This is a genomic window from Aminobacter aminovorans (assembly GCF_900445235.1).
GTDB lineage: Bacteria > Pseudomonadota > Alphaproteobacteria > Rhizobiales > Rhizobiaceae > Aminobacter > Aminobacter aminovorans.
In genome coordinates this window covers 2,067,474-2,091,636 of sequence record NZ_UFSM01000001.1, presented here as the reverse complement: position 1 = coordinate 2,091,636, position 24,163 = coordinate 2,067,474, and the positions used below count along the sequence as shown (strand labels likewise).

General features: G+C 63.7%; 23 protein-coding genes and 2 riboswitches. Of the genes, 14 read left to right on the top strand and 9 right to left on the bottom strand.

The window, feature by feature from the left end:
- Nucleotides 1-71: 71 nt before the first annotated feature.
- The 5 genes from DY201_RS10220 to DY201_RS10200 all read left to right on the top strand — a co-directional run bounded on the left by DY201_RS10220 (nt 72) and on the right by DY201_RS10200 (nt 6,631).
- Nucleotides 72-1,982 (top strand): AAA family ATPase, encoded by a 1,911-nt coding sequence (locus DY201_RS10220; protein ID WP_115731102.1) that lies wholly within the window; start codon nt 72-74, stop codon nt 1,980-1,982.
- Nucleotides 1,975-2,292 carry a hypothetical protein gene (locus DY201_RS10215; protein WP_115731101.1) on the top strand — a complete coding sequence of 106 codons (318 nt, stop codon included), beginning with the start codon at nt 1,975-1,977 and terminating at the stop codon, nt 2,290-2,292. Before DY201_RS10220 ends, DY201_RS10215 begins: the two co-directional genes overlap by 8 nt.
- Nucleotide 2,293: 1 nt before the next feature.
- Nucleotides 2,294-3,580 (top strand): DUF6638 family protein, encoded by a 1,287-nt coding sequence (locus tag DY201_RS10210; RefSeq protein WP_115731100.1) that lies wholly within the window; start codon nt 2,294-2,296, stop codon nt 3,578-3,580.
- Nucleotides 3,581-3,591: 11 nt separating this feature from the next.
- The gene (locus DY201_RS10205; protein ID WP_115731099.1) at nt 3,592-4,716 is read left to right on the top strand and encodes a DUF2333 family protein; all 1,125 of its coding nucleotides are present in this window, start codon (nt 3,592-3,594) and stop codon (nt 4,714-4,716) included.
- Nucleotides 4,717-4,951: 235 nt separating this feature from the next.
- Nucleotides 4,952-6,631 (top strand): formate--tetrahydrofolate ligase, encoded by a 1,680-nt coding sequence (locus DY201_RS10200; protein WP_115731098.1) that lies wholly within the window; start codon nt 4,952-4,954, stop codon nt 6,629-6,631.
- Here DY201_RS10200 and DY201_RS29435 read toward each other — a convergent pair.
- From DY201_RS29435 to DY201_RS10190, 3 genes are all read right to left on the bottom strand, one after another.
- Nucleotides 6,597-7,100: a TipAS antibiotic-recognition domain-containing protein gene (locus tag DY201_RS29435; protein ID WP_245431952.1), complete on the bottom strand. Its 504-nt coding sequence runs from the start codon at nt 7,098-7,100 to the stop codon at nt 6,597-6,599. The two genes, DY201_RS10200 and DY201_RS29435, sit on opposite strands and share 35 nt — an antisense overlap.
- The gene (locus DY201_RS29430) at nt 7,084-7,434 is read right to left on the bottom strand and encodes a MerR family transcriptional regulator (protein ID WP_245431951.1); all 351 of its coding nucleotides are present in this window, start codon (nt 7,432-7,434) and stop codon (nt 7,084-7,086) included. Before DY201_RS29430 ends, DY201_RS29435 begins: the two co-directional genes overlap by 17 nt.
- A 149-nt stretch (nt 7,435-7,583) precedes the next feature.
- Complete coding sequence (locus DY201_RS10190) at nt 7,584-8,705, bottom strand: acyl-CoA dehydrogenase family protein (protein WP_115731097.1); 1,122 nt, start codon at nt 8,703-8,705, stop codon at nt 7,584-7,586.
- Nucleotides 8,706-8,923: 218 nt separating this feature from the next.
- Here DY201_RS10190 and DY201_RS10185 point away from each other — a divergent pair, with 218 nt between their 5' ends.
- Nucleotides 8,924-9,616, top strand: a complete 693-nt coding sequence (locus DY201_RS10185; protein WP_115733707.1) for a winged helix-turn-helix transcriptional regulator — start codon at nt 8,924-8,926, stop codon at nt 9,614-9,616.
- Here the strand turns inward: DY201_RS10185 and DY201_RS10180 are convergent.
- The 3 genes from DY201_RS10180 to DY201_RS10170 form a co-directional block, all read right to left on the bottom strand.
- On the bottom strand, nt 9,613-10,083 hold the full coding sequence (locus tag DY201_RS10180) for a GFA family protein (RefSeq protein WP_115733706.1): 471 nt from the start codon (nt 10,081-10,083) through the stop codon (nt 9,613-9,615). The two genes, DY201_RS10185 and DY201_RS10180, sit on opposite strands and share 4 nt — an antisense overlap.
- A gap of 144 nt (nt 10,084-10,227) precedes the next feature.
- Nucleotides 10,228-10,701 (bottom strand): 6,7-dimethyl-8-ribityllumazine synthase, encoded by a 474-nt coding sequence (locus DY201_RS10175; RefSeq protein ID WP_115731096.1) that lies wholly within the window; start codon nt 10,699-10,701, stop codon nt 10,228-10,230.
- Between the two features lie 76 nt (nt 10,702-10,777).
- Nucleotides 10,778-10,924, bottom strand: a riboswitch (FMN riboswitch).
- Nucleotides 10,925-10,982: 58 nt separating this feature from the next.
- The gene (locus tag DY201_RS10170; RefSeq protein WP_115731095.1) at nt 10,983-11,537 is read right to left on the bottom strand and encodes a sugar O-acetyltransferase; all 555 of its coding nucleotides are present in this window, start codon (nt 11,535-11,537) and stop codon (nt 10,983-10,985) included.
- A 149-nt stretch (nt 11,538-11,686) separates the two neighbouring features.
- On the opposite strand from DY201_RS10170, the gene DY201_RS10165 reads away from it, so the two are divergent.
- Both DY201_RS10165 and DY201_RS10160 read left to right on the top strand, forming a co-directional pair.
- Nucleotides 11,687-12,148, top strand: coding sequence for a DUF4126 domain-containing protein (locus DY201_RS10165; protein WP_115731094.1), 462 nt, complete (start codon nt 11,687-11,689; stop codon nt 12,146-12,148).
- Nucleotides 12,145-13,527 carry an FAD-containing oxidoreductase gene (locus DY201_RS10160; protein WP_115731093.1) on the top strand — a complete coding sequence of 461 codons (1,383 nt, stop codon included), beginning with the start codon at nt 12,145-12,147 and terminating at the stop codon, nt 13,525-13,527. Before DY201_RS10165 ends, DY201_RS10160 begins: the two co-directional genes overlap by 4 nt.
- Before the next feature lie 44 nt (nt 13,528-13,571).
- On the opposite strand, the gene DY201_RS10155 is transcribed toward DY201_RS10160, so the two are convergent.
- Together DY201_RS10155 and DY201_RS10150 are read right to left on the bottom strand one after the other, a co-directional pair.
- Nucleotides 13,572-14,339: an isocitrate lyase/PEP mutase family protein gene (locus DY201_RS10155; RefSeq protein WP_115731092.1), complete on the bottom strand. Its 768-nt coding sequence runs from the start codon at nt 14,337-14,339 to the stop codon at nt 13,572-13,574.
- A gap of 187 nt (nt 14,340-14,526) precedes the next feature.
- Nucleotides 14,527-14,979, bottom strand: a complete 453-nt coding sequence (locus DY201_RS10150; protein ID WP_115731091.1) for a MarR family winged helix-turn-helix transcriptional regulator — start codon at nt 14,977-14,979, stop codon at nt 14,527-14,529.
- Nucleotides 14,980-15,158: 179 nt separating this feature from the next.
- On the opposite strand from DY201_RS10150, the gene DY201_RS10145 reads away from it, so the two are divergent.
- Nucleotides 15,159-17,591 carry a membrane-bound PQQ-dependent dehydrogenase, glucose/quinate/shikimate family gene (locus tag DY201_RS10145; RefSeq protein WP_115733705.1) on the top strand — a complete coding sequence of 811 codons (2,433 nt, stop codon included), beginning with the start codon at nt 15,159-15,161 and terminating at the stop codon, nt 17,589-17,591.
- A 31-nt stretch (nt 17,592-17,622) separates the two neighbouring features.
- Here DY201_RS10145 and DY201_RS10140 read toward each other — a convergent pair whose 3' ends face one another.
- Nucleotides 17,623-18,540, bottom strand: a complete 918-nt coding sequence (locus DY201_RS10140) for a DMT family transporter (RefSeq protein WP_115733704.1) — start codon at nt 18,538-18,540, stop codon at nt 17,623-17,625.
- Nucleotides 18,541-18,637: 97 nt separating this feature from the next.
- Between DY201_RS10140 and DY201_RS10135 the strand changes: the two genes are divergently transcribed.
- From DY201_RS10135 to DY201_RS10115, 5 genes are all read left to right on the top strand, one after another.
- Nucleotides 18,638-19,495 carry a LysR substrate-binding domain-containing protein gene (locus DY201_RS10135; protein ID WP_115731090.1) on the top strand — a complete coding sequence of 286 codons (858 nt, stop codon included), beginning with the start codon at nt 18,638-18,640 and terminating at the stop codon, nt 19,493-19,495.
- Between the two features lie 133 nt (nt 19,496-19,628).
- Nucleotides 19,629-20,795, top strand: a complete 1,167-nt coding sequence (locus tag DY201_RS10130) for an MFS transporter (RefSeq protein ID WP_115731089.1) — start codon at nt 19,629-19,631, stop codon at nt 20,793-20,795.
- 71 nt (nt 20,796-20,866) lie between these two features.
- Nucleotides 20,867-21,076, top strand: a riboswitch (cobalamin riboswitch).
- Nucleotides 21,077-21,184: 108 nt separating this feature from the next.
- Nucleotides 21,185-22,000, top strand: coding sequence for an ABC transporter ATP-binding protein (locus DY201_RS10125; RefSeq protein WP_115731088.1), 816 nt, complete (start codon nt 21,185-21,187; stop codon nt 21,998-22,000).
- 18 nt (nt 22,001-22,018) lie between these two features.
- Nucleotides 22,019-22,963 (top strand): ABC transporter substrate-binding protein, encoded by a 945-nt coding sequence (locus DY201_RS10120; RefSeq protein ID WP_115731087.1) that lies wholly within the window; start codon nt 22,019-22,021, stop codon nt 22,961-22,963.
- Nucleotides 22,964-23,017: 54 nt separating this feature from the next.
- Complete coding sequence (locus tag DY201_RS10115) at nt 23,018-24,025, top strand: FecCD family ABC transporter permease (protein WP_115733703.1); 1,008 nt, start codon at nt 23,018-23,020, stop codon at nt 24,023-24,025.
- The last annotated feature ends 138 nt before the right edge of the window (nt 24,026-24,163 follow it).

The following is a 24,163-nucleotide window of genomic DNA, read 5'->3' as shown; positions in this document are numbered from 1 at the left end:
GTGCTCAGCGGAGCGAGGCGGAGTGGGAGAAGCCCTTGCAGGATTAACGCACCGATAGCGGGAAAGATCTGATGGACACCGGCCTGACCACGATTTCCGAAGCCGATATCGAAAAGCACCGCGCCACCGCGCAAAGCTTCATCACCCGCATCGTCGTGCTGGAGGATTCCTCTGGCCAGTCGGGCACGGCACTTGCCGGCACCAACAGGCGCTTCGTTTCGACGGTGTCGGCCGGCTCGATCCGCAAGACACGCGAAGTCGAGTTGCAGAAGACCGTCACGGCCATACGCCCCGACGACCAGCTGATGTCGATCCCGCAGCACACGCTTCTGTTCCGCGCCCGACGCGGCATATCGGTGGCGCTTGCCGTTTCGGACGTGTTTTCGCGCTCGACCGATCTCGAGGCGCTGCAGGCCAAGAACGCGCGCAGCCCGCTGGAGGGCGACGAAGCCGGCCATTTCAAGAAGCTGCTTTCGGCCTCGGCCTATGTCGCGGGCTTTACCCTTGCCTCCTACCTCGCACAGCTGATCGACAGCGACGGGGAGGCGCCCAATGACGTAAGCGAACCCGACTTCCTGTTCGACACGCCGCAGGATGCGGTGAAGTCGATCGTTTCAGGTCTCGACCGGGCACTGTCGGGCGCCAAGGACGACGCCGATCTTTTGACACGCGGCCGCGCCTTCGGCCGTGTCGCGATCGAAGGGCTGCTCCAGCGCAAGGGCCGCTTCGACGGCATTGGCGCCTTCGAGAACGCCCATATCCGCATCGATGCCGACGACTTCACCCTCGACGGCTTCGACGTGGCGCCAGGCAAGAAGTCGAAGCCGCTGGTGATGACCTTCAAGAAGCCGCAGGAGGTCGTCGGCAACCACATCGCCAAGTTCCAGTCGGTCCGGCTGGCCAAGATGCTGATGGCCTATGATTTCGACCGCGAACTGAACCCGTTCGTCGAGCTCGGCGGCTTCCTGTTCACCTTCATCGGTGACGGCGCGCCGGGCACCGGCAAGACGACGCTGATCCAGATGATCGCAGGCCTGGTCAACAATTACTGCCAGGTCGCCGGCTACCCCTTCGCCTATGAGAATTTCGGCGTCGATCAGATTTCATCCTACCAGGGCAAGTCGGGCCAGAACTGCCGCCAGTTTATCAACAACGTGCTCAACCCGCGCGCCATCGGCTTTGGCACCATCGACGACATCGACCAGGTCGCGGCCAAGCGCTCCGACGACCGCGCCTCTGCCGGCCAGCAGGAAATTACCGGCGTATTGATGGACGCCTTCGCCGGCGCCGGCACCGTGGTGCGCGGCAACTGCTCGTTCGGCATGTTCTCCAACTATCCCGAGAATGTCGACGATGCGCTTCGCCAGCGCGCCGGCGCTCGCTGGCTGGTCGATGGACCGCAGACCCGCGACGACTACATCGACATTTTCGTCCTTCTCGCCGGCAAGAACCACAAGATCCCGCTCGGCGAGCACGAGCTCTACGCCGCGCAGGAGATCCAGCGCGCCGTGACCGAGGCCTATGAGGAACACGCCAAGCCGCAGGAAGAGGGGCTCGAAAAGGTCTATGACCGCTTCATGAAGGACAATGGCGCGCCCAAGACGCTGGCCGACGTCGGCACCTACCTGCACATGATCAAGGAAGCCGAGCCGCGCTTCACCGGTCGCGCCATCAAGAACGTCACCGACGCGATCAAGATGCGCGCCATGGACATCGAGCTGCCTGACGAGTGGTTCGAGAAGCAGGAGGCCTTCATGCACAAGGGTTACGACGAGAAGAAGGCGATGATCGAAGAACTGCGCGGCCCGTTCTCGATGGACATGGTGATGCAGGAGATCAACCGCTACGCCGATAGCGAGTTCCGCTACTCCGATAAATCAGACGATGCCGCAGTGTCGAAGCTGCTCCGTGATGCGCGTCTGCGCGAACGCGCAGCGAAGGAGATGGAGGAGCTGAAGGCGAAGGGGCTGTGGAATGCTTGAGGCGTCACTGACCGAACTAAGCACTTCTCAGCTTATCGAGAACGCAATCTCTCTTTTGACCTCCATCTATTTGTTCGCTCTGGCGGCACGTGTTTGGAATAGAGAAGCAGCGGAAGACATTAAGCTTCTCCAAACGCTTCATCCTGGACACCCCGCCAACAGTGAAATGCAGCGGTTAAAGAGGCGAACAAAATCCATGATGATGGAACTTTGGCCATATGTAATTGGCGCTTCTGTTTTATTGATTTTTGTCCACCTGATCTTGCCTCAAAGGCTGGACCGCATGCGTCCGCTGGAAGGAATGTTCTGACATGGACCTCCTCCGCGACAACGAGCTCATCTACGGTCGCCTCCTGCCGGTCGATGAACCGCATCTGGTCGATCGCTACAACAAGGCGCTGAAGGCGTTCGGGCTGGAGCCGACGAAGCTGAAAAGCTTCGAGATCGATCGCACCGGATTCTCGCCCGAAATCGCCGAGGAACTGGGCGACTACCAGTATCTCGACCCCAACGAGGTCAACCGCCGTTTCATCATCCTGACGCCGTCGCAGATCGACTTGCCGGTCGTGCACACGGCATTCTCCAACACCTCGCAGCTGCTTTTCGAATTCATGTCGAAGAACCAGCGCGCCATCGACGCGCTGACGATCAAGGACGTGATCTACGGCGAGATCGAGGATTCGGTGTCCAAGGTCGAGGACATCGAAGACCTGTTGTCCATCAGCCAGGTCGAGTTCCGCGTGCTGTCGGCCGAGGATGTGCTTGGCAAGGCGGCCGAGCTCGGCAAGCTTGTCGACAAGCTCAGGCAGGAGCCCGAAGCCTGGCGCGACGACACCATGCTCCAACGCATGGTCGAGCTCGCCAAGGTCTGCGGCGACATCCGCGAGAACGCGCTGGTGCCCGACCAGGTGATCTTCCGTCACAACGCCTTCTGGACCAGCCATTTCGGCGGGCTCTACGTCTTCGTCGATCCCGATGTGACAACCGTCATTTCCGACCCGTCGGCGCCCGGCTTCCGCCGTTCGCGGCCGTGGCAGGTGAGCTACCTCTCGATCAAGGACGCCGACAAGGTGTTCAAGTTCCTGGCCTCGACCGGCCGGCTCGACCTGCCCCGCGCCTCGTGGGTCGAAAGCTCCGGCTATCTCGAACACCGCGCCGAAATGGCGGTGCGCGCGCTGATCCGCGAAGCTGAGCCGAAGCGCGACATCGGCAAGGTCGACAAGGTATGGCTGCAGACCTGGATTCACAGCCATGCCGATGCCATCAACCGCGACGGCACTTTTCCCTTCCTAAACGGCGCCAAGCGCGAAATAGCCCAGTTGGGCCAGTTGCGGCTGGAAGAAGTGTTTCCGCTGCACCGCTTCCTCGTGGTGCGCGCCAAGACCGACCATCCCGACGCCTGGCTGACCAACCGGTTGATCTCCGAATTCGTGCCGTCGGATTTCGTCTCGCGCTACGTCTTCAACAAGCAGGGTTTCTACAAGGACTATGAAGAGCTCAACGAGACGTGGCGATCCAATGTTGTGGACACGCTGAAAAGCACATATCTGAAAGACAAGGCGGCGTTCCGCGCACAGCTCTACGGCCTGACCGACTGAGGGGGTTCCATATGCTTGATCCGATCGTGAATTTCTTCACCCGGATATTCCAGCTGATCGGCCGCGGCCTCGGCTTCGTCATCGGTCTGTTGCTGTGGCCGTTCATGTGGCTTGGCCGCTGGTACCTGCAGCGCGGCTTCATCCTCAAGACCGTCGTTGGTGCATCGATCGCCGGACTGGTTGCGCTCTACGGCTACTTCATCTGGAACACGCAAGCCTGGACGAATTTCGATCCCGACTATGTCGCCAAGCATAATTTCGAGAACCGCAACGTCTCGGCCGGCGAGCAGATCGTCGCTGGCGGCGGCACCGACACGGCCAAGACCTGCGGCCGCTCGGCGATCGCCGACATCTCCGCCGAACTGACCAATTTCAACGTCAACGAGAACGCCTGGATCTCGTCGATGATCCTCTACAAGACCGGCCTGTTCGGCCTGCCATGGGATCACACGCCGTTCCTCGACAACAAGGCCTCGTTCCAGCGCGGCATCAACCAAGCAATCCGCCGCACGACGACCGAACTCGCCGACAATCTCGGTCGCGTGCGCGGTACCAGCCAGGTCGATTCCGACCTGCAGGATGCCCGCGGCAACATGCAGTTCGATGAATACACCTGGTATTTCGGCCTGACGCCATTCGGCCCGAAAACGCCGACGCCGAGCTATTACCGTTCGGCCATCAAGAGCCTCAACAATTTCAACGCCCGACTGGAGAAGTGCCAGGCGGTGTTCGACGCCCGCGCCGACAATCTGATCCAGTTCATCGACCGCATCTCCAACGACATCGGCGCGACATCTGCGATCCTCAAGGATCGGGCCGAGAACTTCAACAATGGCTGGTTCGACCCGCGCGCCGACGACCGCTTCTGGTTCGCCTATGGCCAGCTCTACGGCTATTACGGCCTGCTTAAGGCAACGCATGCCGACTTCGAGGACGTGCTGCGCACCCGCAATCTCGACAATCTGTGGGACACGATGGAGCAGCAGACGCGCTCGGCGCTGAACATCCAGCCCTTCATCGTCTCCAACGGCGCTGAGGATGGCTGGTTCATGCCCTCGCACCTGATCACCATGGGCTTCTACATCCTGCGCGTCCGCTCGAACCTCGTCGAGATCAGCAACGTGCTCAGCAGGTAAGCGAGCTGTAACCAGCGCATAGGCGGCAGTGGCCAGCGCGGCACGCCCTGCGTGCCGCGGCTCCTTCTTACTCACTGTTCGCTATTTCGTGCTCCCTGTTCGCTCGTCCCGCCCCTGTCGCAATCCGTGCATTGGGCGGCTGTTTTGAGACGGCAAGCGAGAGCGATGTCGCGCTTCTATGGCGACGACTGCGATGGCCGTGGCGCCGTCGGGACAATCACGCGGAGGAGCCATCATGGCCGAATTCAAGACCGACATCGAGATCGCCCGCGCGGCGAAGAAGAAGCAGATCCAGGAGGTCGGCGCCAAGATCGGCATTCCGACCGAGCATTTGCTGCCTTATGGCCACGACAAGGCGAAGATCTCGGCCGAGTTCATTGCCAATGCGCGCAAGAACAAGGACGGCAAGCTGATCCTGGTCACCGCGATCAACCCGACGCCGGCCGGCGAAGGCAAGACCACCACCACGGTCGGCCTCGGTGACGGCCTCAACCGCATCGGCAAGAAGGCGATCGTCTGTATCCGTGAAGCGTCGCTTGGGCCGAACTTCGGCGTCAAGGGCGGTGCCGCCGGTGGCGGTTATGCCCAGGTCGTGCCGATGGAGGACATGAACCTCCACTTCACCGGCGACTTCCACGCCATCACCACCGCGCACAACCTTTTGTCGGCGCTGATCGACAACCACATCTACTGGGGCAACGAACTCGGCATCGACACCCGCCGCGTCGTCTGGCGCCGGGTGATGGACATGAACGACCGGGCGCTGCGCCAGATCAACTGCTCGCTCGGCGGCGTTGCCAACGGCTTTCCGCGTGAAGCCGGCTTCGACATCACGGTCGCTTCCGAAGTCATGGCGATCCTGTGCCTGGCCACCGATCTGAAAGATCTCGAAAAGCGCCTGGGCGACATCATCGTTGCCTATCGCCGCGACAAGACGGCCGTCTATGCCCGCGACCTCAAGGCCGATGGCGCCATGGCCGTGCTGCTCAAGGACGCGGTCCAGCCGAACCTGGTGCAGACGCTGGAAAACAACCCGGCCTTCGTCCATGGCGGCCCGTTCGCCAACATCGCCCATGGCTGCAACTCGGTGGTCGCCACCACCACCGCACTGAAGCTCGCCGACTATGTCGTCACCGAAGCCGGTTTCGGCGCTGATCTCGGTGCCGAGAAGTTCTTCGACATCAAGTGCCGCAAGGCGGGCCTCAAGCCGGCAGCCGCCGTCATCGTCGCCACCGTGCGCGCCATGAAGATGAATGGCGGCGTCAAGAAGGAAGAGCTCGGCAAGGAGAATGTCGATGCGGTGAAGAAGGGCTGCGCCAACCTTGGCCGCCACATCGAGAACGTCAAGCAGTTCGGCGTGCCGGTCGTGGTGGCGATGAACCACTTCGTCTCCGACACCGACGCCGAGATCGCGGCGATGAAGGACTATGTCGCTTCGATGGGTGCGGAAGCGATCCTGTGCAAGCACTGGGCCAAGGGTTCGGCCGGCATCGAGGAACTCGCCCACAAGGTGGTGCAGCTCGCCGAAAGCGGCGCCTCGCAGTTCTCGCCGCTCTACCCCGACGAGATGAAGCTGTTCGACAAGATCGACACCATCGTCAAGCGCATCTACCGCGGCTCGGAGGCGATCGCCGACAAGTCGGTGCGCGACCAGCTGCATGCCTGGGAACAGGCGGGCTACGGTCATCTGCCGGTGTGCATGGCCAAGACGCAGTACTCGTTCTCGACCGACCCCAACCTCAGGGGCGCACCTGTCGACCACGTCGTGCCGGTGCGTGAAGTGCGCCTGGCAGCAGGTGCCGGCTTCATCGTCGCCATCTGCGGTGAGATCATGACAATGCCCGGACTGCCCAAGGCACCGTCATCCGAGAAGATCTTCCTCAACGAACACGGCCAGATCGAAGGACTGTTCTGAGAACGGACAGGAATTCGCAGCAGTCCAAAGGGGCAAGGCCGAAAGGCCCTGCCCCTTTCCGTTCAGACGGCTTGCCGCCGTGCCAAGGCCTCATCGCCATGGGCAGCCAGCGGGCGAAGCACGGCGCAATCGTCTCGTAGCGCCGGGCGAAGTCAGGGTGGTCGTAGATGTCGGCGAGACCTGAATAGGCATCCATCGTGCAAGGCTGCGGCCACATGCGGCTGACCCAGCGGTGGTGGCGCTCGACCAGAATGTCGAGTTCGCGCGCCTCCGGCACGACGCCCTTTTCCATTGCGGCGGGCAGCGACTGCTCGATGTCGCGCAACTCGGCCATCGCGGCCTTGGACTGCTTTTCAACCAGCTTGGGCGCCTGCCCGATTGTCCTGCGCATCGGCTCGCCATAACACTCGAACAGCCAGTCCTCATACTCAGCCTGCTTTTCGGAAAAGCCCCTATACAAGTCCGGCATGATTCATCACGCGATCTCCTTCGAGTTTGGCGATCGTGTGGTCGATCGTATTGACAAGCCGGCGGTAGCGGCTCGCCTCGGCTTCCAGCCGGCCGCGCTGCTGCCTGGGTGCGGCAAGCCGGTCGAAGCCAGGGGCATTGAGAATTGCAGCGATCTCGCCGAGCGGGATGCCGAGTTCGCGATGGATGAGCACCTGCTGCAGCCGCAGCAACTCCTCTTCGCCATAGCAGCGATAGCCGTTTGTACCGACACAGCAGAGCTTGAGCAGACCGATGTCGTGATAATGATGCAGCGTCCGGATCGTCACGCCGGCAAGCCGCGCCCGGTCACCCACGGGAAAGCTTTTATCCGACCACGCCTCCGCAGGACCGAATGAGTAATCCCTCACGCCGCGTGAGGATCAAGCCATGTAGAAACCGCGTTGAAAGAATGAAATCGGCCGCCGCGATGTCTCGCGGCGGCCGATTGTCCTGGGAGTGGTGCTCAGAAGATAGTGTCGACCGGCAGCCCCAGCGCCATGGCGCCGGCATACTGTGCCTGTGGGCCAGCCTGGAGCGGGTGGAAGCGCGCGGCCTGCATGTCGCGGAAGCGGCGTTCGAGCCCCTTGTCGCGGTAGAAGGACGAGCCACCGGCGAGTTCCATGGCAAGTTCGACAACCTCGAGCCCGTGGCTCGCAACCAGCGCGCGGCCGATCATCACCTCATTGACGCTTTCCGCCGACGGGCTGTTGCGCCCGACCTCCTCGATCATCGCGCGATGCGCCATCTGGGCGGCGCGCAGGGCGATGTCCATGCGGCCGGCAAGGTTGAGCACCGTCTCGCTCGTTGGCTTCTTCTTTGCGACCTCCAGCGCGATATCGCGGGCGCTTTCGGCGACGCCTAGATAGACGGCGTAGATCAGCGGGAAAGCAACGGTTGCGATGATCTGGAACACCGGGTGCCAGTGCCCCGCCGCGCGCGAAAAGGCGACCGACGCGTCGGGCACGAACAGCCCATCGATGACGACGTCGTTCGAGCCGGTGCCGCGCATGCCGAGCGTGCGCCAGTTGTCCATGACGCTCACCTCGGGGGCCCGCATCGGCACGCCGAAATGGATGACCTTTTCACTGCCGTCGTCGGCACAGGCGATCGCCCCGGTCATCAGGATGTCGCCCGCGGCAGCACCTGAGGTGAAGACCTTGCGGGCGGTGATGCGGTAGCCGCCCTCGACCTTCTCGGCCTTGCCCGAACCGCCGATCCAGTCGGAGCCGCCTGATGACAGCAGGATCAGGTTTTCGGCGGCGACACGTTTGAGCAACGGTTCGACGGCGGCGACCTTCTGGTGGCGCCAGCGCCAGGCGGGAATGGCCACCTGATGGGTGTGCATGGCAAAGGCGAGCGCGGTCGAGCCACAGGCCCGCGCCATGATGCGCAGCATTTCCGCAAGCTCGGCGATGTCGGCGCCGCCGCCACCGAGTTCGAGCGGCACGCCGGCACTGGCGAGGCCGGCCTTTTTCAAGAGGGCATAATTATCGGCGACGAAGATATCGCCCTCGTCAAACTGCCGTGCCCGCTCGGAAAGGGCCGGAACCAGATCGTGAGCCGCAGCGACTACATCTATCGGCATTGCACCTGTCACGCCGGCAGGTGCCAGCGCAGCGTTATCAAGACTTCTCATCAAGTCGTCTCCTGTTGACCGGCAGGTCAGGCCCAAGGATCGCGCCAACCGCTGCTCCGGTCCAGTTCAGGAACTGAATCGCCAACCGCGCCTGTCGTCCCTATGGGCTAGGTGCGAGCATGCGGCTTTTGCGCTATAAGACGCAGGTCTCCTGCGAATGGTGCGAGATGAGCGATCGCGGCGGTTACGGCCAGTTTTGTCCGGTTTCGATGGCGTCGGAAGTGTTGTGCACGCGCTGGACGACACTGGTCGTGCGCGAAATGCTGATGGGATCGAGCCGTTTCAACGACTTGCGTCGCGGCGTGCCACGCATGTCGCCGGCGCTGTTGTCCAAGCGGCTGAAGGAACTTGAGCGCGCTGGCGTGATCCAGGCCGAGCGTGGTGGCGCGGGCAGTGTCGAATACCGGCTGACCGAGGCCGGAGAGGATTTGCGGCCGATCATCCTAGGCCTTGGCGACTGGGGCCATCGCTGGGTGGAATCCCAGCTAACCCTCAGGAATCTCGACCCTTCGCTCCTGATGTGGGACATGCGCCGCAACCTCAATCCGCAGCCCCTGCCGCCAAAACGCTGCACGATTCACTTTCTGTACCCCGAAGTGGCGAAAGCGCAGCAAAATTGGTGGCTGGTGGTCGCCGACGGGACAGTCGACCTTTGCAATTCCGACCCCGGCTTCGACATCGACCTCGAGGTCAGGGGATCCCTGCGCAGCATGACATCGGTTTGGATGGGTCTGTCCAAACTCAACCAGGAACTCGATTCCGGCCGGTTGGAGCTCGATGGCGACGACAAGATCGCCCGCGCCATGCAGGCCTGGCTCGGCCTGAGCAGCTTCGCGCCGCTGACGCGCCGGGTATCTTAGCTCTCGCCCGCTTCCGCCCAGGCGAGATAGGCGTGCATCAACGGCTCAAGTTCCTCCATTTCGGGGAATTCCTCGAAGCTCCTGACCGCACCCGTTACGGCGAAGGGCATTCGGGTCTTGGTAAAGGTTTCCATGAACGGGCGGAACCACGCGGTGTCGTCCAGCATGGTCGGCCGCACATTGACGAACCAGTCGACACCGACGACGTGGGTGAACATCCACGTCTTGCAGTGATCGCAGAACTGATGGTGCAACTGCTCGCCATACGCTCCGCCGACGACTGTCTCGCCTTTGGTGACGGCAAAGCCGTCTGCCGGCACCATCGCCGTCAGCGAATAGGCCGAGGACGACATCTTCTGGCAGCCGGGGCAATGGCAGGCGGCGGTGCAGATCGGTGCCTTGGACACTTCGATCTCGACACGGCCACAACGGCAGGAACCCTTGAGCGGCAGTGGAATGGACGACATGGCAGCCCCTTGCATGATGCTTCGCGCATCCTGCAGCCCCAGCATTCAAAAGCATAGGCCCAGCCTATCGCTTTTGGTGCGACGAGCCATCGCGGGGGGCCTCGGCTCTCCTCCAGAGAGGAGAGCCGGATCGGTGCGATCGCGTCAGGCGGCGATCATGGCGCGCGCCTTGAGGATCTCGACACAGGCATTGGCGGCTTCCTTGCCCTTGACCTTGAAGTGGTCGAAGAAGAAGCGGTGATGCTCGGCGCTGTCATGGTAGTTGTGCGGGGTAAGCACAGCCGACAGCACCGGCACGCCGGCCTGAAGCTGCACGTTCATCATGCCGTCGAGCACCGCATGCGCGACGAAGTCGTGACGGTAGATGCCGCCATTGACGACGAAGGCCGTGCCGAGGATCGCGGAATAGCGACCGGTCTCGGCCAGCGTCTTGGCAAACAGCGGGATTTCATAGGCGCCGGGCACGTCATAGACGTCGACGGCGATGCGGCCGTCTGCCAGCTTCTCGATCTCGGCGTTGAAGGCCTTGACGCATTCGTCGACGATGTCGGCGTGCCAGCGCGCGCGGATCACAGCGACTCGGGTCGTATCGAAGTCTTTCGGGGATTGCTGATTCATGGGTCCATCCTTCCGTTTCGAACCAGAATCAGGACGCACGAGACGGAATCCCGGCGGCTTGCGCCTCCGCTTTCCCGTTCGTTCTCTTCCATCCGGACTATGACCGTCGGCTCCGGAATTACACCGGATCTGCTGACCCTCCCGTTGCCGGGAAGCGCTCGCGGGCTTGGGTTCGAAAACCCTTACCGCCGGTGGGGACTTTCACCCCGCCCTGAGAACATTAACGCCATCCGATATGGCGGCGCGCAACGGCCCTGTCAATGACAGGAATAATAGTTTCTCTATCCACTGATCGGCCGCGCCGGATTGCCGACGACGGTCGCACCCGCCGCAACACTTTTCGTCACCACCGAGCCCGCGCCGACGATGGCGTCATCGCCAATCTCGATGCCGCCAAGCAGGATGGCGCTGCCGCCGATCCAGACATTGCGGCCGATGGTGACCGGCCGGCCGATCTCCAGCCCGGCACGGCGCAGGGCCGCGTCACGGTGATGCTCTGGACAATAGACCTGCACGCCGGGGCCGAACATCGTGCCTTCACCGATCTTTACAGGCGCGGTGTCGAGGATGGTGCAGCCGGCATTGAGGAACACGCCCTCGCCCAGATGGATGTTGAAACCATAGGCGCAGTGGAACGGCGCTTCGATGCGTGCGCCCTCACCCGCCGAGCCGAGCAACGTTCGTAACCGGGGCGCGATATCGCCGCGCTCCACGGGTGGTAGCGAGCGGTGCTGGAAGACGGCCTCGGCCGCCGCTGCGCGGAGTGCGTCGAGTTCGGCATCGACGCAGTTGTACCAGGCGCCGGCCGCCATCTTTTCGCGTTCGCTCTGAGCCATTTCAATGTCCTTCCTGCTTGTTCAGCCAAACCACACAACCGGCCATGCTGCAAAGGTCGAAGCCTCGCGGCTCTGGCGAAACCAGATGGCTGTGCTAGCCTCCTGACAAAGTGCATTTCCAGACCAGACACATCCACGGGGGACAAAGGATGATCTACCTGCTCGCGCTTCTCATCGGTATTGTTGCCGGCCTCAGGGCCATGACCGCGCCGGCGGCAGTCGCCTGGGGCGCCTGGCTCGGCTGGCTGCCGTTGGCCGGCACCTGGGCCGGCTTCATGGGCCACTGGATAGCGGTCGCCATATTCACCGTGCTGGCCATCGTCGAATTGGTCACCGATCAGTTGCCGTCGACACCGAGCCGCAAGGTGCCGGTCCAGTTCGGCACCCGCATCGTCATGGGCGCGCTGACCGGCGCCGTCATCGGCACCGCTGGCGGCATCGTCGTTGGCGGGCTGGCTGCGGGGATCATCGGCGCGATCCTCGGCACGCTCGGGGGAGCGGCCGCGCGGGGAAGCCTCGCAAAATCGTTCGGCAAGGACCTGCCTGCAGCGTTGATCGAGGATGCGGTGGCGATCCTCGCAGCACTCTGGATCGTGAGCATGGTTGCATGAGCACGGCGCAAAAGTTCGATGCAATCATCATCGGTTGCGGCCAGGCCGGGCCACCGCTGGCCGGGCGGCTGACGGCGGCGGGGAAGACAGTGGCATTGCTCGAGCGCAAGCTTGTCGGCGGCACCTGCGTCAACACCGGCTGCAAGCCGACCAAGACGATGGTGGCAAGCGCCTATGCCGCCCATCTGGCACGCACCGGCGCCGACTATGGCGTTTCGACAGGCAGCGTCTCGGTCGACATGAAAGCTGTCAAGGCACGCAAGGACAAGGTAACAGTCGATTCCCGCAGCGGGCTGGAGGACTGGATCGGCGGCATGAAAGGCTGCGCGCTCTATCGCGGCCATGCCAGCTTCGAGGGACCGCACGAGGTGCGTGTCGGCAACGAACTGCTCCATGGCGAGCGGATCTTCATCAATGTCGGCGGCCGCGCCAACATCCCCGACATGCCAGGTGTCAATGACATCAGCTATCTCACCAACACATCGATGATGGAGGTGGATTTCCTGCCCCGCCATCTCGTGGTCGTCGGCGGCAGCTACATCGGGCTGGAATTCGCCCAGATGTTCCGACGCTTCGGCGCGCAAGTGACCGTGGTGGAAAAGGGCCCGCGGCTGATCTCGCGCGAGGACGAGGATGTTTCGGAGGCAGTGAAGGGCATTCTCGAGCATGAGGGCATTGGGCTCAGGCTGAACGCCGAATGCATCAGCTTTGCGCCCCATCCTGACGGCGTGACAGTAGGCGTCGACTGCACATCTGGCGACCGCGCGGTGACAGGCTCGCATGTGCTTCTCGCCATCGGCCGCAAGCCGAATACCGACGATCTCGGCCTCGACAAGGCGGGCGTAGCGATGGACAAGCGTGGTTATATCGAGGTCGACGACCAACTGCGGACCAATGTCCCGCATATCTGGGCGATGGGCGACTGCAACGGCAAGGGCGCCTTCACCCACACTGCCTACAACGACTTCGAGATCGTTGCCGCCAACCTTCTGGATAACGACCCACGCAAGGTCAGCGACCGTATCGAGGCCTATGCGCTCTATGTCGACCCGCCGCTCGGCCGCGCCGGCATGACGGAGACCGCCGCGCGCAAGTCGGGCCGCAAGGTGTTGGCAGGCCACCGGCCGATGACACGCGTCGGCCGCGCGGTCGAAAAAGGCGAGACGCAGGGTTTCATGAAGATCCTAGTCGACGCCGACACCAGGCAGATCCTCGGCGCTTCGGTGCTCGGCACCGGCGGCGACGAGACCATCCATGCGGTGCTCGACCTCATGTACGCCAAGGCGCCGATCGAGACGTTGCAGCGCGCGGTCCACATTCACCCCACGGTATCGGAGCTTCTGCCGACGATTGCCATCGAGCTGAAGCCGCTGGCATAGGATCGGCCCGCCCCCTCGACAGGGACGAGCTCCTGCTGTTCGGCCTATTCGAAGGCTGCGCGCGCCTTCTCCTCCAGCCACTCGGCCATCTGGCGGTATGGCACCGGACCGTAGCTGATGCGACCGACGCCGAGCTCGGCCAGCTTTGCCTTTGGCGGCACATGGGCGAGCGCGATGATGTTGACGGGCAGCGATACCGCCTTGCAGAGCTTGCCGATCAGCACCTCGTTGCCAAGGCCCGGCGCGAAGAAGCCGTGCGCGCCGGCCTTTGCGTAGGCCACGGCGCGTTCGATCGCTGCGTCGACCAGCGCGTCATTGTGCTCATCGGGCTTGGCCTTCAGGAAGATGTCGGTGCGGGCGTTGATGAAGGCCGGGATGCCGGATGCCCTGACGGCATCGGCCGCCGCCGCGATGCGCTTCGCCTGGATGGCGATGTCGTGCAGACCGCCGGCACCGACGACCTGGTCCTCGAAGTTGAAGCCTATGACACCTTCGGCCAGCGCGCGCGTCACCGTTGCAGCGACCGCTTCGGGCTCGACGCCATAGCCGCCCTCGAGGTCCATCGTGACCGGCAGGTCGACTGCGGCGACGATACGGCGGATGTTGGAGAGCGCCAGGTCGAGCGGGATCTTTTCGCCATCGGCAAAACCGAAGGCGGCAGCAACCGGCCAGCTGCCCGTGGCAATAGCCTTGGCGCCGGCCTTGGCGACGATGTTGGCGCTACCCGGATCCCAGATGTTGTACAGAACCACCGGGTCGCCCTTCACATGCAGGGCATGAAAGGCTTTGGCCTTGTCGATTTGGCTGGTCATGGAATTTCGCCTCCTGGATGAGTGAGGGCCGGAACCTATCAGCGTGAGACGTCTTGGCCATGGCGCAGAATGCGATAAGTGGGTGGCCAAGGGTGGAGGCTGTTTGGTCAGGACCATCGCGGCAGTTTCCATGCCGTGACGGACGAGCAGCGGTTGCGGTCCAGATCAGCCGGACGATGCCACGCCGTCAACCATCGGGGGCGGCAGCAAGCAGGCGTTGTTCGAGACGCGTGAGCACGCCGAGTGCAGTCTTCAGTTCCGCTGTATCCTCGGCGGCCAGAAGATCGGTGCGCAGGCGTTCGAGGATCCGCTCGATCTCCTCGACCCGGCTGCGGCCGGCATCGGTCAGCGACAGAATCTTGGCGCGGCGGTCGCCGGGGTCGCCGCTGCGCGTGATCAGGCCGTCGGCTGCAAGCAGATCGACGATGCGCACCAGCGACGGACCCTCGAAACCAAGATGGTCGGCGATCACGCCCTGCCGGATGTTGTCACCCAGCCGCGACAGCGTCAGCAACGGCATGGCGGTGGCATGCGACAGGCCACAATCGTCAAGCGCGCGATCCGCGGCATGGCGCCAAAGCCGCGCCACGGAGAGCAGGCTCCTGCCGAAACCGGCGCGATCGGAAGCGTCATTGGACATTCGAGAAAGATAACATATTATCTATTAGGATGCGATCAGATTCTCGGCCGAAGCCCGGCCGCGACGTCTGTGCGGAGATAGAGGCGAGGAGATCTCCGTAAAGCGCCGGCATGACGATCGCGTCCGACGCCGCCCGCCCGGGCGGCTGGTTTTCGGTTCAATCTTCGCGAGACATCGACATGGCAGAACAACAGACACCCAGAGGCAGCGGCGGCTGGCTTCTGGTTCTTTTCGGCCTGCTCATGGTCATCATCGGGGCACCGCTCGTCTATGGCGGCGTCCAGCTGATTGGCCTGGGCGGGTCCTGGTATTACGCGCTCGCCGGTCTCGGCGTCATCGCCTCCGGCATTCTCTACGTCATGCGCCGCAAGGCGGGCCTCTGGCTCTACGGCGTGGTGTTTTTGGCAACGATTGCCTGGGCGCTGTGGGAATCCGGCCTCGAATTCTGGCCTTTGATCCCGCGCCTCGTAGCACCTGCCGTCATCGCCATCCCGGCGCTTCTGCTCGCCCCGCTCTTCCCGACGAGCACCGGCAAACGGGCGCCGTTCGCGCTTGCCGGCCTGCTTGTCGCGGCACTTGCGGCGACCGCCTTCTACGGCTTCACCCCGCATGGCGTCATCAGCAATACGCTCGCCTCGACCGAGCCCAAGCCGACCGTTCCTCCGGCAGCCGCGAGCGCCACCGACTGGCGCCACTACGGCCGCACGCCGGCAGGCACGCGCTACGCGCCGATCGACCAGATCAACCGCGACAACGTCGACAAGCTTGAGGTCGCATGGACCTTCCAATCGGGTGATGTCCCCGCGGGCACCGCGCAGGACCAGAGCACCCCGCTTTTTGTCAACGATACGCTCTACACCTGCTCGCCCAACAACATCGTCCATGCGCTGAACCCGGATACGGGCGAAGTGAAGTGGAAATTCGACCCCAAGGCCAAGTCGCCGCTGTGGCAGCGCTGCCGGGGCGTCAGCTACTATGAGCCGACTGCGGCGCCGGTCGAGGCCAACGCAGCCCCCGCCGATCCGCTGGCGCCGGAGAGCGTCATTGCCCCGACGCCCGACATGCCGGACGCTGCGCCCAATGTCTGTGCTGCCCGTATCGTCATGACCACCATCGACGCCCGCCTGATCCAGCTCGACGCCAAGACCGGCGAGCTGTGCCAGGATTTCGGCAATGGCGGCATCGTCGATCTCAAGAGCGGCATGGGCGAGATCAAGGACGGCTTCTACTTCCAGACCTCGGCCCCCACCGTGGCGCGTGACCTGATCATGGTCGGCGGCTGGGTTTGGGACAATGTCGAGACGGGCGAGCCCTCGGGCGCCGTGCGCGCTTTTTCGGCCCGCACCGGCGAACTGGTCTGGGCCTGGGATCTCGGCAATCCTGCCATCACCAAGCTGCCGCCGGAAGGCGAAAGCTACACACGCGGCACGCCCAACGTCTGGTCGACGCCGGCCTATGACGAGGCGCTTGGCCTGGTCTACCTGCCGACCGGCAACGCCACGCCCGACTTCTTCGGTGCACATCGCTCGAAGGCCGCCGAGGACTACACCGCCTCGGTCGTCGCCCTCGACATCGCAACCGGCCGTGAGCGCTGGAAATTCCAGACCGTGCATCACGACATCTGGGACTACGACGTTCCCGCCCAGCCGGCGCTCTTCGACGTGCCCGATGGCAAGGGCGGCACCGTTCCGGCGCTGATCCAGATCACCAAACGCGGGCAGATCTTCATGCTCGACCGCCGCGACGGCAAGCCGATCGCCGAGGTCGAGGAGCGCCCGGTGCCGCAGGCCGGCGGCGTGCCGGAGGACTTCCTGTCGCCGACGCAGCCCTATTCGGTCGGCATGCCGGCGATCGGTGCAGAGCCGTTCACCGAGGCCAAGATGTGGGGTGCAACGCCCTACGACCAGCTCTACTGCCGCATCGAGTTCAAGAAGATGCGCTACGAGGGTGAATTCACGCCTCCCGGCCTGACCCGCTCGATCATCTATCCCGGCTATTACGGCGGCATGAACTGGGGCAGTGCGGCGATCGACGAGGCCCGTGGCCTTCTGATCGTCAACGATATCCGCATGCCGCAGTTTGCGCAGTTGATGCCGCGCGAGGAGACCGACAACTATGGCGGCTCGGCAGCCCATGACGGCCTGTCACAGCAGAAAGGCACGCCTTATGGCGCCATGAAGAACGGCTTCATGTCGCCGCTCGGCGTTCCCTGCCACCAGCCGCCCTACGGTACCTTCACCGGCATCGACCTTAAGACGCGCCAGATCGTCTGGCAGGTTCCGGCCGGCACACTGGAGGACACCGGCCCACTCGGCATGAAGACCGGCCTGCAGATCCCGATCGGCATGCCAACGCTGGGTGGCCCGATCGCCACTTCCGGCGGCGTCGTCTTCTACGCCGGCACGCAGGACTACTATCTGCGTGCGCTCGACGTCGAGACCGGCAAGGAACTGTGGAAAGGCCGCCTGCCGGTCGGCGCACAGGCCACGCCGATGACCTTCGTCTCGCCCGAAAGCGGAGCGCAGCTTGTCGTCATCTCCGCCGGCGGGGCGCGCCAGTCGCCCGACCGCGGCGACTACATCGTCGCCTACAGGCTGCCGAAGCAGAACTAGGTCTCAAGTCATCGATATCGGAAGGGGCGCCTCAGGCGCCCCTTTCATTTCTGGCGGCCAAGGCTGTGCCCGTCCGACGAACGGAAACGCGCCAGCCAAGCCGTACGCCGAGTGTGGCGATTGCAATCAGGACCATGCCAATGCCCTGGGCGATGCCGATCGGGTGGCCGTAGACCGTCCAGTCGATGATGATGGCGACGACGGGGTAGATGAAGGTGAGCACGCCGATGACAGGCGTCGTCAGCCTCGGATAGGACGAGAACATCATCACATAGGCGATGCCTGTGTGCAAAACGCCGATGCCGACCAGCCAGCCCCAGGACGTCAACGCAATTGGATCGGAAAAGTTGGCGAATGGTGCCAGCATGGCCACGCCGACCGCCGTCTGGCATAGCACCGTGACCTCGGGCCGTTGCTCGCCCAGGCCCTTGGCCAGGATCGTCACCACTGCGTAGAGGGAGGCGCCGCCGAGCGCCATGGCGATGCCGATCATCCAGGTGGTCGTGACCGGATTGTCGGAGACGACGAGGCCGCTGGCCAGCACGACGCCAAAAAAGGCAGCGGCCATCCAGGCGATCTGGTCTTTGGTAACGCGCTCCTTGAGGAACAGAACGCCGATCAGCACCACGAAGAACGGCTGGATGTGATAGACGATGGTCATCACCGCAATCGAGGTCTTGGCGAAACCGGCGAAGAAGGCCGTCCAGCTCAGCACCATGCAGACGCCGCAAAGTGCCGCGCGTGCCAGACGGCCCCGCGACAACGACCGGTCGGGAAGATAGCCGCGTACAAGGCACCAGGCGCCGAGGAACATCGAGCCGAACAGGCAGCGCCAGAACACCGTTGTGACAGGGTCGACGCCTGCTTCTGTGACGAAGGCGCCGACAGTGCCAGCAATCGCCATGGCGATTGCGAGGTTCAGGGCGGGAAATCGGGAAGCGTTGGTCATGAGCGTCGTCCGGTGGCGATGGCCAAGCAAGCCCAGATTGACGAATTCATTCAAACGAATAGATTTGGCGAACCCTATTCGAAATGCTGATAGCGCCATGGCGATGCCGCTCGACCTCGACCTGCTCAGGACCTTCGTCGCCGTTGCCGACAGCGGCAGCTTCTCCCATGCCGCGGCGCGGGTCGGGCGCAGCCAGTCGGCCATCAGCATGCAGATGCAGCGGTTGGAACAGTCGGTCGGCAAGAAACTTCTGGTGCGCGGCCCCCGCGCGGTGCTGCCCAACGCCATCGGCGAGGAGCTTCTGGTCTACTCCAGGCGGCTGCTGAAACTGTCCGACGAAGCCTGGGCCAGCGTTACCCGGCCCGAGGAAGCCGGCAGCGTACGCCTCGGCGTGCCGGACGACTATGCTGCTTTCCTGCTGCCGACGGTGCTGTCGCGCTTCGCCGCCGCCCACCCGCTGGTGACGGTGGAGTTGATCTGCGAACAATCGACATCGCTGGTAAAGACCTTCGCCGACGGCAAGCTGGACCTCGCCATCATCACCCGTGGTCCGGAGCAGGCGATCGAGGTGCTGCAGCGCGAGCGCCTGGTCTGGGTCGCCTCGCCCAACCATGTCGCCTGGGAGATCGATCCGCTGCCTGTTGCGCTGTTCGAGCCCGGTTGCGTCGCGCGAAAGAGCGTGCTGCAGGTGCTGGGTGCCGCCGACCGATCGTTCCGCTGCACCTATTCCAGCGCCAGCCTGCTAGGTCTGATCGCCGTGGTTCAGGCGGGTCTCGCCGTGGCCGGGCTCGCCCAGCGCAGCGTGCCCCCCGGCCTGCGCGTCATTGGCGAAAACGAGGGCCTGCCGCCGCTGCCCGAGATGGAAATCGGCATATTGCGCAACCCGCAAGCCGCCAATTCGGCAGTCGACCGGCTCTACGAATTTCTCCGACGCGACCTCACCCAGCAAACCTGATCGTCGTAGCTTGCGCCTTGCGTATGTCTGCCATGCGCCGGATGCATTGCTGCAATGCGACAACGTCGCTTGTGCCGCGACGGACATGAGGAAATTGTAGGCCTAAATCGTTTCAGTTCCCCCGAGTCCGCCCATGCCCTTGCCGATCCTCGCTCTGGCCGTTGCATCTTTTTGCATCGGCACCACCGAATTCGTGATCATGGGCCTGTTGCCTGAGGTCGCCGCCGACCTCGGCGTGTCGATCCCCGCCGCAGGTCTTCTGGTCACCGGCTATGCGCTAGGCGTCGTCATCGGCGCACCCATCATCGCGGTGGGCACGGCGAAACTGCCGCGCAAACCGGTGCTGATCGGGCTCGCCATGATGTTCGTCCTCGGCAACCTGCTCTGCGCCATCGCCCCCACCTACTGGACGCTGATGATCGCCCGCGTCATCACCGCCTTTGGTCACGGCGCCTTCTTCGGCATCGGCTCGGTGGTGGCGGCGAGCCTCGTTCCTGCCAACAAGCGCGCCAGCGCGATTGCCCTGATGTTTGCCGGCCTGACGCTCGCCAACATTCTCGGCGTCCCCGGCGGCACGGCACTCGGCGAAGCCTATGGCTGGCGCGCAACCTTCTTTGCCGTCGTCGTCATCGGCCTGCTCTCGGTGGCGGCCATCGCCTGGCTGGTCCCTGCGGGCGTCGCCCCTCCCGGCAAGGGTGGCGTCGCCGGCGAGGTCAAGGTGCTGGGCAAGCTCCAGGTGTGGCTCGCCATGATCATCTCGGCGCTCGCCTCGGGCAGCCTGTTTGCGGTCTTCACCTACATCAAGCCGATCCTGACCGACGTCAGCGGCCTCTCTGTTGAATCGGTCACCTGGGTGTTGTTGCTGTTCGGCGGTGGCATGACGATCGGCAACATCATCGGCGGCAAGCTGGCCGACTGGAAGCTGATGCCCACAGCCATCGGCGCGCTGGTGGTGATGGCGGCGATCCACGTCGCCTTCGCCGAACTCAGCTCTTCGGCGCCCGCCGCGATCCTGCTCGTCTTCATGTGGGGCGTTATCACCTTCGTCATCGTGCCACCGATGCAGATGCGCGTCGTCGAAACCGCTTCGGAGGCACCGAACCTCGCGGCCACCCTCAACCAGGGCGCCTTCAACGCCGGCAACGCCGCCGGCGCCTGGGCCGGTGGTGCGGCGATTTCGATGGGCGTGAGCTATGCCGACCTGCCCTTCGTCGGCGCGGCCATCGCACTGTCTGCCTTCGGCGTCGCGCTCATTTCCTTCGCGCTCGACCGGCGTGACGCAATTCAGCAGCCGGCATGACGCTTTAGCCCCCGCATGACGCTTTAGCGCCCGGCATGACGCTTTAGCGATTGTCAGCAACCCGTCGCTGCTGTAGCCACGACAGCGATGGTTCCTGCTATCCGGTTCGGGCAGCAGGTTAAATGGGAACACGGTGAGACGTCCCTGACGCGAAACCGTGGCTGCCCCCGCAACTGTGAGCGGATAGCAATTCGGAAACATGCCACTGGCCGAAAGGCCGGGAAGGCTCCGAGGCGCGATCACCCGCAAGCCAGGAGACCTGCCATCATCCGATTAACTCAACCGGCCGGGGTGTGCCGCGGAGATGATGATGGTTGCGACTGCCTTTTTCAGTACCGGCGCGCTCACCGGATCGTTCTGCCACCTCCGCCCGATCGCGGAGACAGGGCATGCTCGATCGCGTCCACGCCGCTAGCCACCTCGTAGGCACCACCCCGGCACTGCTCGAACTAGACGGCGTCAGCTGGGGACCACGCGTCTCGCAGCCTATTCTCGAACCGGTCAGCCTTGCAGTTGCTCCTGGCGAATTGCTTGCCATCGTCGGCCCCAACGGCGCTGGCAAGTCGAGCCTGTTGCGCTGCCTCTACCGCTATCACAAGCCGACGACGGGCACTGTCCGCCTCGACGGCACCGACATCTGGAAGATGAAGCCGCGCGACTGCGCCCGCCGTATCGCAACAGTGCTTCAGGAGAGCGCTTCCGACTTCGGCCTGACGGTCGCCGAGATCATCGAGCTTGGCCTGACCCCGCATGTCACGAGCTTCGGCACCAGCGACGACGACTACATCAAGGTCGAGGCAGCCCTCGCCCTACTCGGTCTCACCGCGCTGGCGGCGCGCGATTTCGGATCGCTGTCCGGCGGCGAAAAGCAGCGCGTAATGATTGCGCGGGCGCTTGTACAGAAGCCAGACCTTCTTGTCCTCGACGAGCCGACCAACCATCTCGACATCCGCCACCAGCTCGAGGTGCTGGAACTGCTCGGCAATCTCGGCTGCACGGTCGTCGTCTCCCTGCATGACCTGGCGCTCGCCTCCGCTCATGCCGACCGCGTGCTGGTGATGGACGCCGGCCGCGCGGTGGCCTGTGGTGCGCCGGCCGACATACTGACGCCAGAGCGCATCCGTGACAGCTTTTCCGTCGGTGCCACCCTCGACGACCATCCGGTCACCGGGCGCCCGCGCTTTTCCTTCCACCTCGAACGCTGAACATCAAAAGGAGCCTTCATGCGCCTGCCCATCATCGCCGCCGCTCTGCTCGCCACCTGCGCCTCGTCATTGGCCAGCGGCTTCCCCGTAACCGTCAAGAGCTGCAATCGTGACGTGACCTTCGAGGCAGCCCCCAAGCGTGCCGTCTCGCATGACGTCAACCTGACCGAGATGATGCTGGTGCTCGGCCTTGCCGACCATATGGTCGGCTATTCCGGCATCTCGGGCTGGAAGACCTTGGACGAGAACCTGCGCAAGGGCGTCGGCGAATTGCCCGAACTCGCGCCGAAATATGTCACCAAGGAAGTGCTGCTCGGCGTCGACACCGACCTGTTCTTCGCCGGCTGGAACTACGGCATGAAGGTCGGCGGCGACGTCACGCCCGACACGCTCGCGCCCTTCAACATCGCGGTCTACGAACTGACCGAGAGTTGCATCCACATCATGAAGAAGGACAAGTCGTCGCTTCAGGACGTCTATGCCGACCTGCTCAATCTCGGCGCCATCTTCGGCGTGCGGGAGAAGGCGGCAGCACTGGTAACGGGCTACGAGAAGGAACTCGCCGACTTCCAGGCGTCGCTGCCCAAGCTCGACAAGCCGGTCAACGTGTTCCTCTACGATTCCGGCGAGCAGAAGCCCTTCACCGCCGGCCGCTACGCCATGCCGACTGCGATCATCGAGGCTGCAGGCGGCAAGAACATCACCGACGACGTCGAGTCGAGCTGGGTCGAGATCGGCTGGGAACCGGTCATCGAGCGCAACCCCGACATGGTGGTGATCGTCAACTACGGCGAGGTGACAGCCGAGCAGAAGATCGAGTTCATGCGCACCAACCCGGCCTTCAAGGATATCGAGGCGGTCAAGAACAACCGCTTCTTCGTGCTCGAATACAACGAGGCGACGCCGGGACCGCGCAACATCGCGGCGATCAAGCGGCTGGCCGCCGCGATGCGGGCCGACTGACACATGTCGCACCGCCACCTCGTCGCCGGGCCGCGGCACGTCCTCATCCACGCCATGCCGGCCCTGATTCCGGGGCTCGCAGTGGTGCTCGTCGCAAGCATGGTCATCGCCGTCGGCATCGGCCCGGTGGCGATCCCGCTGGAGACGGTGTGGGGCGTCATCGCCAACAAGGTGATGGCGGGAAGCGTCGAGGTGGCGTGGTCGAGCGGCCGCGAGAACATCGTCTGGGACGTGCGCGCGCCCCGCGTCATCCTCGGTGCCGTCGTCGGCGCCTCGCTGGCGCTGGTCGGCGCGTCGTTACAGTCGGTGACACGCAATCCGCTCGCCGATCCGCATCTGCTCGGCATTTCGTCGGGCGCAGCCTTCGGCGCGATCATGGCACTGATTCATGCCGGCATGGTGTTTGGCGCCATCACCGTGCCGGTCTTCGCTTTTGCCGGTGCGCTGGCGGCGACGGCAATGGTGCTTGCCATCGCCAATCTGGCGCGGGTTCGGTCGGCCGGCCAGTTGATCCTCGCCGGTGTGGCGGTGAGCTTCATAATTTCGGCCGCCGGCAACCTTCTGATCTTCATCGGCGACCCGAAGGCAGCGCATGTCGCCATCTTCTGGATGCTAGGCGGCCTCGGCCTCGCGCAATGGAGCCACCTGCCCTACCCGCTGATCGCGCTCGTGCTGGGCGGTGCCTGGTTGATGACGCAAACCCGCAACCTCAACGCCATGACGCTGGGCGACGAGAGCGCCACCGCACTCGGTATCCCGGCACAGGCCTTTCGGCTCAAGGTCTTCGTCGTCTGCGCGCTGTTGACCGGTTGTGCCGTCGCCTACTCAGGCGTCATCGCCTTCGTCGGCCTGATGATCCCGCACATTGTGCGCTTCTTCGTCGGCGGTGATTATCGCCGGGTCTTGCCGCTGTCGGCGCTGGTCGGCGCCATCTTCCTGATCGCCGCCGACATGGCGGCGCGGACCGTCGTGCCGCCCCAGGACATGCCGCTCGGCATCGTCACCGGGCTGATCGGCGGCATCGCTTTTGTCATCCTGATGCGGCGGCGGACAACAAATTGAGGGTCAGTTGGTAATGCAATGCAAGACGACGCAAATCCGGTTGCGCGGCCCGGAATTCGTCGCTATTCATTCCGCCATGAACACGACTTCGCTCCAGAATGTTTGGTGGCGGGCCAGCTGACAGCGGCCTCTTGAAGC

Coding starts and splice junctions, on each gene's coding strand:
- DY201_RS10220 (WP_115731102.1), top strand. CDS start 72: ATGGACACCGGCCTGACCACGATTTCCGAAGCCGATATCGAAAAGCAC.
- DY201_RS10215 (WP_115731101.1), top strand. CDS start 1,975: ATGCTTGAGGCGTCACTGACCGAACTAAGCACTTCTCAGCTTATCGAG.
- DY201_RS10210 (WP_115731100.1), top strand. CDS start 2,294: ATGGACCTCCTCCGCGACAACGAGCTCATCTACGGTCGCCTCCTGCCG.
- DY201_RS10205 (WP_115731099.1), top strand. CDS start 3,592: ATGCTTGATCCGATCGTGAATTTCTTCACCCGGATATTCCAGCTGATC.
- DY201_RS10200 (WP_115731098.1), top strand. CDS start 4,952: ATGGCCGAATTCAAGACCGACATCGAGATCGCCCGCGCGGCGAAGAAG.
- DY201_RS29435 (WP_245431952.1), bottom strand. CDS start 7,100: ATGCCGGACTTGTATAGGGGCTTTTCCGAAAAGCAGGCTGAGTATGAG.
- DY201_RS10190 (WP_115731097.1), bottom strand. CDS start 8,705: ATGCCGATAGATGTAGTCGCTGCGGCTCACGATCTGGTTCCGGCCCTT.
- DY201_RS10185 (WP_115733707.1), top strand. CDS start 8,924: ATGAGCGATCGCGGCGGTTACGGCCAGTTTTGTCCGGTTTCGATGGCG.
- DY201_RS10180 (WP_115733706.1), bottom strand. CDS start 10,083: ATGTCGTCCATTCCACTGCCGCTCAAGGGTTCCTGCCGTTGTGGCCGT.
- DY201_RS10175 (WP_115731096.1), bottom strand. CDS start 10,701: ATGAATCAGCAATCCCCGAAAGACTTCGATACGACCCGAGTCGCTGTG.
- DY201_RS10170 (WP_115731095.1), bottom strand. CDS start 11,537: ATGGCTCAGAGCGAACGCGAAAAGATGGCGGCCGGCGCCTGGTACAAC.
- DY201_RS10165 (WP_115731094.1), top strand. CDS start 11,687: ATGATCTACCTGCTCGCGCTTCTCATCGGTATTGTTGCCGGCCTCAGG.
- DY201_RS10160 (WP_115731093.1), top strand. CDS start 12,145: ATGAGCACGGCGCAAAAGTTCGATGCAATCATCATCGGTTGCGGCCAG.
- DY201_RS10155 (WP_115731092.1), bottom strand. CDS start 14,339: ATGACCAGCCAAATCGACAAGGCCAAAGCCTTTCATGCCCTGCATGTG.
- DY201_RS10150 (WP_115731091.1), bottom strand. CDS start 14,979: ATGTCCAATGACGCTTCCGATCGCGCCGGTTTCGGCAGGAGCCTGCTC.
- DY201_RS10145 (WP_115733705.1), top strand. CDS start 15,159: ATGGCAGAACAACAGACACCCAGAGGCAGCGGCGGCTGGCTTCTGGTT.
- DY201_RS10140 (WP_115733704.1), bottom strand. CDS start 18,540: ATGACCAACGCTTCCCGATTTCCCGCCCTGAACCTCGCAATCGCCATG.
- DY201_RS10135 (WP_115731090.1), top strand. CDS start 18,638: ATGGCGATGCCGCTCGACCTCGACCTGCTCAGGACCTTCGTCGCCGTT.
- DY201_RS10130 (WP_115731089.1), top strand. CDS start 19,629: ATGCCCTTGCCGATCCTCGCTCTGGCCGTTGCATCTTTTTGCATCGGC.
- DY201_RS10125 (WP_115731088.1), top strand. CDS start 21,185: ATGCTCGATCGCGTCCACGCCGCTAGCCACCTCGTAGGCACCACCCCG.
- DY201_RS10120 (WP_115731087.1), top strand. CDS start 22,019: ATGCGCCTGCCCATCATCGCCGCCGCTCTGCTCGCCACCTGCGCCTCG.
- DY201_RS10115 (WP_115733703.1), top strand. CDS start 23,018: ATGCCGGCCCTGATTCCGGGGCTCGCAGTGGTGCTCGTCGCAAGCATG.